Raw genomic sequence first — 6,097 nt, 5'->3', positions numbered from 1 at the left:
CGACGCGGGTGTCCGTGCTGTCGCTCAGCGACGCCAGGGTGGCATTCAGATAGGCGTCGTTGTCGAGCAGCGCCTGATGGGTCGGATTCCAGGTATCCGGGTGGGCGACGCTGTCGGTGGTCAGCGCCGGCAGCGAGGTCGTCAGCGCCGGGGCGTCGGACGGGGTCAGCGTGGTCTGGGTCATGGTGCCTCTCAGTATTCAAAAACGAGTTCGACCTCGAACTCGGTGTCGGGCTCGAACGATTTGGGGGCCAGCACGCGGCGGCCCATCAGCGTGCCGTCGGCGGTGAACACGCCGACCTCGCGCAGTGTGTTGCCCCCGGCAGCCTCGCCGGTCAGGACGCCGGACGCGATCAGCGTCGGGCCGTCGACCTGTGTCGTGACCGGTACGCGCACGAACTCGTCGCCGAGCGCGAAATCGGTCTCCGGCTCATACGGTCGGTCGCTACGGCCGAATGCCATCCACGCGGTTTTCGGAATGGCGGTGCCGGCGGCCGCGGCGAGCGCGACCTGGTGCCGATACGTGTGCGAAACGGCGATAGCCTGTTGAGCCATCAGATGGCCTCCGTTGTGGTGATGCCATTACGGCGAATGGTCAGGGTGCCGGTGAACCACAGCCCCGGCTGGCCGGTCTCACCGCCGAGCAGCCACGTGCCGTCGAGCCGTGGCGCCGCGATGCGGTCCAGCGTGGCATCGCCCAGCGAGCGGCCACTGGCGAGCGTCCAGCCGTCGCCGAGCGTGGATTCGGACAGCCGGGTGCGGCCATCGAGCCGGGCGAACCTGCCGCCGAGCGTGACCGTGCGTGTGCGCGACCCGCCGAGGCTGGAGCGAATACGCTGGCGCAGGCGGGTGCGCAGCGACATCGCGCCGGCATTGAGCGGCCGGCCGGTCGGTGTGCGTCCGTGCAGGCGGCGGCCGTCGAGCGGCCAGCCGGCCAGCATCAGCGGGGCGTCGTCGCCATCGAGCAGCCAGCAGCCGTCGAGCGTCGTGCGGTTGTGCGCACTCAGACGCCGGCAGCGGTCGAGGCGGGTATGCACGCGGCCGCGATAGCCGGTCAGACGGATGCGGGCGTCGAATTCCAGCCGGACCGCTGTGATCAGGGCGACCAGCCGCGACCGCACCGGCGCATAACGCGCGGCGGTGGCGCGGATGCGGCGCTGCTGCTCGCGCGTCCACTCGCCATCGGCGACGTTGAGGCGGATCGAGTAGTCGGCCCAGTGCGCCAGCGCCCGGCGTCTCAGCGTCGGCCCCGCCCCGTCGGGCGGATCAAGCGTCAGCGTGCCGTCGGTCAGCCAACTGCCGTCCAGCATGCGACCGCCGGCGGCCAGCCAGTCGGCCTGCCACTGGTGCTGCTCGATCAGGTCCAGCACCGGGTAGCCGATGGTCGCCAGTGCGGTTTTGACCGACCACACGGTGCCTTTGCGCCGATGCAGCAGGATGCTGGTGCGCACCATGTCGCGCTGTACCGGCTCAGGCCAGTGATCGTCCCATTCGTCGACGGACAGCGCCCAGGCCAGCCACGGCAGCAGCGGTGCCGGACACAGGTCCGCGCTCCACAGTGTGGCAATCGGGCCCGGGTCAGCGTCGAGGGCCGAGGCATCCACCAGCGCCGACTCCAGCGACGTGCGATTCGGCGGCAGCAGGCCGGACAGCGCGCGTTCAGTCATCGTGTTGCTCCACCCGGACCGTCACCGCCGTGCAGTACGCGGCCTCGGTACGGTCCAGGTCGAGGGTGTCCGCCGGCGAGCGCAGGTCCACGCGGCTGACACCGGGCTGATGCAGCGCCGCATACAGCGCCGACATCGTGATCGCCCGACCCAGCGTGCGTCCATCGTCCTGCTCGGCACGCACATAGGCCCACACGGCCCGTTCGGCCGCATCTCGGACCACGGATGCAGCCGGGCCGGCCCCGACATGCAAAACCGCATCGACCGTGAACCGCACGATTTCGGCGGACTGGACGCGCACATCATCGCTCAAGGGCCGGCGCACATCGGCCGACAGATAATCATCCACGGTGGCCAGCAGCGCAGCATCGGCCTCGCCCTCGCCGTCGGTCGACAGCACGGTCACACGCACCACGCCAGGCGCCGGCCGGTCTGCCCAGGCATCGCGCACACGACCGGAGGCCGACAGAGCATGAACCCGGTAAGCATCGCGCGGGCCGGCGGCAGCCGTGCCCTCCATCGCCATCTGTGCGCGGTAGCGCAGGCGATCGTTGGATTCGTAGACCGCCTCGACAGGTGGATCGGCCTCCGGGTCAGCCGGCGTCACCAGCAGACGATGGGTGTCGAGCAGGGCCGACAGGTGCTCGAGATCGCTGTCATTGGCGTAGGCGAGCATGACGGATCGGGCCGCATCATTGACCCGGGCGCGATACATCATTTCGTCGTAGGCCGACAGTTCAAGCAGTTTAACCACCGGGTCAGATTCGAGCGCAGCGCTCCAATCCGGATACAGGCGCTGGAATCGCGTCAGTTTGCCCGCATAGATGGACTCGTAATCAAGTGCCTCCAGCACGTCGGGTGGAGGCAGTTTGGTTAAATCGATCATGCAGTCAGCTCCAGAATCAATGCCTCGCCCTGGTATTCACCGGCCAGTCGCAGGCTGATGCGGCCATCGACGACAGCCGCGATGGTCACCTGCTGCAGCCTCAGCCGTGGTTCCCAACGGCCGATGACGCGAGCACATTCGGCCTGGGCTGCAGAGATCCAGCCGGCAGTAACCGGCTGGTCGACCATGCGCGGCAGTCGGCTACCGTATTCAGGGCGCATCCGTCGCGAGCCCAGCGGGGTGGTCAGGATGTCGGTGATGGACTGGCGCAGATGGTCGATGCCGCTGACCAACCGACCGGTATCACGGCGCATGCCGGTCAGCGCCATGGTCAGGCCTCGGCGGTCGGTTCAGCCGGAACGGCGTTCGGCGGCTGGCGCTCGAATTCGCTGTTCTGACTCAGGAAAGCGATCAGCGCCGGGTCGCTGGCCTCGATGCGGCTGCGCTCGACGGCGAAGGTGCGGCCGTCGGTCAGCACCAGCGTGCGCGAGCGGTAGGCCAGGTCGCGGAAAACAGCGGGGGTGTCGGGTCTTGCCATGGGAATCTCCAAAGAATGAACCCCGCGCGAGGCGGGGTTCCGGTTACTGTGCGGCGCTGGTCGGGGCGCCGTCGCCCTGTTCGATGTGGTGATGCTGCTGCAGGCTGATGCCGCCGGCGGTGACGTCGCCGCTGGCATTGACGTCGCCGGCAAAGGTCGCCGATCCGCCGCCCGCGGCACCCTGGGACAGGGCGCCGCCGATTTTCAGGTTGCCGGTAATCTCTGCCTCCAGCGTGTCGAGCAGCACCCGGGCGGATTTCACCGTCACGCTGTCGGCCGCATTGATGGTGGCGGTTTTGCAGCCATCGAGCAGCGCGGCGCCGGCCGCATGGTCGTACTCGATCACGGCACCGTCCGGCATCAGCCAGCTGACCACGTCCGGCCGGTCGTCGCTGCCGAGCGCATCGGTGTAGAAACCGACCAGCGCAAAGCCCTGCGCCGGCTCACCGGACGGGCACAGCAGAATCGCCTGTTCGCCGACGCTCGGTGGCCGCCAGTGCCGGACCTTGCCGGCCGCCAGCGCCAGCCACGGCACCCAGCCAGAAGTCCATCCGTCGCCATCGCCGACCCGTACCCGGGGCGGTTTCAGCTGCACCGCCTCGACGCTGCCAGGCTGGATCAGCCCGGACAGCATGCGGTCCATTTCGGACAGTGCGTAGCTCATGGCGCAGGCACCTGATCGCCGTTGACGTTCCAGCTCACCGCCCGCGGTACGACGGCCGGCACGGTGATGTCATCCGCTTCGCCGACATGAATTTCATGGGTCCATGCGATCATCCAGACGCTGTATCCCTCCAGCGCGGCCTTGAATCCGTCCGGGCCGATGTCGCCAATTTTTGCCGGACCGACCGGCTGGTCCCAGGTCTGGAAGTGGATGCGGGCGGCGATCGCTGCCGCCATGGCCGGCAGCAGGCGGTCGCAATCCGCCTCGTTCGGGTCCATCACCAGCCGCGCCTCGAAGCGCGCGAGCAGCGCCAGCTGGCTGTTACCGGGCGGTGCATCGTCATCGAAGCCGCTGAGTTCCAGCGCCAGCATCGGCAGCGACACCCGCTCGCCATCATCCAGTTGCGGGTAGAAACGGACATCGATGTCCGGCAGCATGGCTGCCAGTTGCGTTTCGATCGCGGTGTGCAGGTCGTCAATAATCATCGTGCGCGCCCCAGCATTTTTTCGACTTCGTAGTTGAGTTCCTGCCGCATCAGTTCCTGCAGGCGGCCGGGAATCTGGTCGACGATCTGGTTGAAAGCGTCATTGGCGGCCGCTTCGATTTCGATCTTTTCCCGCTGGAACGGCAGTCTTTTCCGGGTTGTCCGGCTGTAGAGTTTTCCTTTGAACTTCGGGTTAATCGTCGGCACAAAGGCCCCCGGGAAATAAAAGTCCTTGACCCAATAGCCGCCCGCATCTTTCCTGGGCTTTGCCAGCGTGTCGGCGTTGATCGCATCAATACCAAACCAGACTTTGACAGCTGGGCCACCGCCTTCACCGTTGCGCCAGTTTTTGTTGTACAGCCTGATGCGGTGAATGATGACCTTGCGCCGGATGTCATGATCGCGCAGCCGTCTGAGCAGGTGCGTACGCACCCACAACGCGGTCTTGCGCACAGCACGCCGGGTCGCGGCCAGCAGCGCGGCGGGGGTCAGGCGCCGGCTCAGCAAGCCGAACGCGGCATCGTCAAAGTCGATCTTGACGTCGATCATCGCGTTTCCCTCTTCGGCCGGCGCAGCACCAGCACCGTATCCCCGGTGCCGTCCGGCTCGATATTGACCACCACGAATTCCCCCTCGCCCGGCACTTCAACCAGCATGTCCCTGGCCACGCTGACTGCGTCCGCATCGCGGACAGTCAGCATCGGCTCTCGGAGGCTGGTGTTCAGCCTGCCCATCTGCGGTTGCAGCCACGGTGCGGCGAACATGCCGCGCACCGGGCGGCCGTCGATCCGGACCGCATCGCCGAGCCGGTTGAAGATTTCCCGGTCCATGCGGTCGCTCAGTGCGCGGAAGTCCATATCAGGCTTTCAGTTCGATGCAGGCACGCGGGCGCGTGCACAGGTTCAGCGGATTGGACTGGCCTTCCAGTTCCACGCCCTTGCCGTGCTTCATGATTTCCTGGCTGGAGTAGTACGGCAGGCCGTTTGTGTTGACGGTGTCCATGTAGTCGCCTGGGGCAAAGCGGGTGATGAACAGGTCGGCAACCCCTTCCGGGTAGGCGATGGCACGGTCGTCGGGGATGAAGGACTTGTCACCGACCTTGCCGCGATAGCGCTCGAACACGCAGCCGCCGAACTCGATGGCTTCACGCGGCTCGCCACGCAGGGCGGCAGCCAGCTCGCTGTTCAGATAGGTGGCCTCGAACGACGGCAGTGCCAGCAACCTGGCCCAGAAGGTTTTGCCGCACTCGACCCGCACACCGGTAAAGGTCGCCGCGCCGAGCGCGTCCTCGATCGCTTCCTGCAGTTCCAGGCACTTGCTGCGCAGGTGGGTGTCGTCCTTGCCCAGCTCAAAGTCGATGACGGTTTTTTTCAGGCCGAACGTCTGGTACAGGTCGAGCAGCACGCTGCTGCCGTCGGCGTCGAGGATCAGGCCGCGCAGCGCGCCGATGCGGTGGTATTCAATCGTGGCATCGAGCTGGCGGCGGAATTTCGCCAGCCGCTTGTTGACCACGGTCTGCACCGACTCCAGTTCGGTTTCGCTGCCGAAGGCGCGCAGGCCCTGAATTTCGTCGGCCATGATGGTGGCGGTCTGCGGCAGGTGGATGGTGTTGAACGGGATCAGTTGTCGGCGAGAGCCGCCAACCACGACGCCAGTGCTGCCACGCTGCCCGGCAGGGACCAGCGCCAGTGTGTCGCCGTCCTTCTCGATCTGCACCGTGGTGGTGGTAATGCCCTCTTCCTCGAACACGCCGAGGGCGGACAGGCGGCCGGGCTGGTGCGGCTGCTCGTTGATGGCGGCGGTCAGGCTGGACAGCGAGAACGCGTCGTCGTTGAAAATGTCGATGCTGGGCATGACG

11 protein-coding genes are annotated in these 6,097 nt (G+C 66.7%); all 11 read right to left on the bottom strand.

What is annotated here, in order from left to right; all coding sequences use genetic code 11:
* Positions 1 to 184 (bottom strand): hypothetical protein (locus tag ACYVG8_RS08160; protein WP_460745367.1); only part of this gene is annotated, 184 nt, incomplete at its 3' end.
* 8 nt (positions 185 to 192) lie between these two features.
* Positions 193 to 555: a hypothetical protein gene (locus ACYVG8_RS08155; protein ID WP_028500631.1), complete on the bottom strand. Its 363-nt coding sequence runs from the start codon at positions 553 to 555 to the stop codon at positions 193 to 195.
* Positions 555 to 1,667, bottom strand: coding sequence for a phage tail protein I (locus ACYVG8_RS08150; RefSeq protein ID WP_460745365.1), 1,113 nt, complete (start codon positions 1,665 to 1,667; stop codon positions 555 to 557). Before ACYVG8_RS08150 ends, ACYVG8_RS08155 begins: the two co-directional genes overlap by 1 nt.
* Complete coding sequence (locus ACYVG8_RS08145) at positions 1,660 to 2,553, bottom strand: baseplate assembly protein (protein WP_460745364.1); 894 nt, start codon at positions 2,551 to 2,553, stop codon at positions 1,660 to 1,662. The genes ACYVG8_RS08150 and ACYVG8_RS08145 overlap by 8 nt, the downstream gene beginning before the upstream one ends.
* Entirely contained in the window at positions 2,550 to 2,882 is a 333-nt protein-coding gene (locus ACYVG8_RS08140; protein ID WP_460745363.1) for a GPW/gp25 family protein, read from the bottom strand. Before ACYVG8_RS08140 ends, ACYVG8_RS08145 begins: the two co-directional genes overlap by 4 nt.
* A 2-nt stretch (positions 2,883 to 2,884) precedes the next feature.
* Positions 2,885 to 3,091, bottom strand: coding sequence for a hypothetical protein (locus ACYVG8_RS08135; RefSeq protein ID WP_460745362.1), 207 nt, complete (start codon positions 3,089 to 3,091; stop codon positions 2,885 to 2,887).
* A 43-nt stretch (positions 3,092 to 3,134) separates the two neighbouring features.
* Positions 3,135 to 3,755 (bottom strand): phage baseplate assembly protein V, encoded by a 621-nt coding sequence (locus ACYVG8_RS08130; RefSeq protein ID WP_460745361.1) that lies wholly within the window; start codon positions 3,753 to 3,755, stop codon positions 3,135 to 3,137.
* Complete coding sequence (locus ACYVG8_RS08125) at positions 3,752 to 4,240, bottom strand: hypothetical protein (RefSeq protein WP_460745360.1); 489 nt, start codon at positions 4,238 to 4,240, stop codon at positions 3,752 to 3,754. Before ACYVG8_RS08125 ends, ACYVG8_RS08130 begins: the two co-directional genes overlap by 4 nt.
* Positions 4,237 to 4,788 carry a hypothetical protein gene (locus tag ACYVG8_RS08120; RefSeq protein WP_107890096.1) on the bottom strand — a complete coding sequence of 184 codons (552 nt, stop codon included), beginning with the start codon at positions 4,786 to 4,788 and terminating at the stop codon, positions 4,237 to 4,239. The genes ACYVG8_RS08125 and ACYVG8_RS08120 overlap by 4 nt, the downstream gene beginning before the upstream one ends.
* A complete protein-coding gene (locus tag ACYVG8_RS08115; protein ID WP_107890097.1) occupies positions 4,785 to 5,096 on the bottom strand; it encodes a head-tail joining protein in 312 nt (103 codons plus the stop codon). The genes ACYVG8_RS08120 and ACYVG8_RS08115 overlap by 4 nt, the downstream gene beginning before the upstream one ends.
* Before the next feature lies 1 nt (position 5,097).
* Positions 5,098 to 6,093, bottom strand: coding sequence for a major capsid protein (locus tag ACYVG8_RS08110; protein ID WP_315383314.1), 996 nt, complete (start codon positions 6,091 to 6,093; stop codon positions 5,098 to 5,100).
* Between the last annotated feature and the right edge of the window lie 4 nt (positions 6,094 to 6,097).

This window comes from Microvirgula curvata, assembly GCF_054781615.1.
Note: the sequence above shows the minus strand (reverse complement) of the source record. Positions and strands in the feature narration are given on the sequence as shown.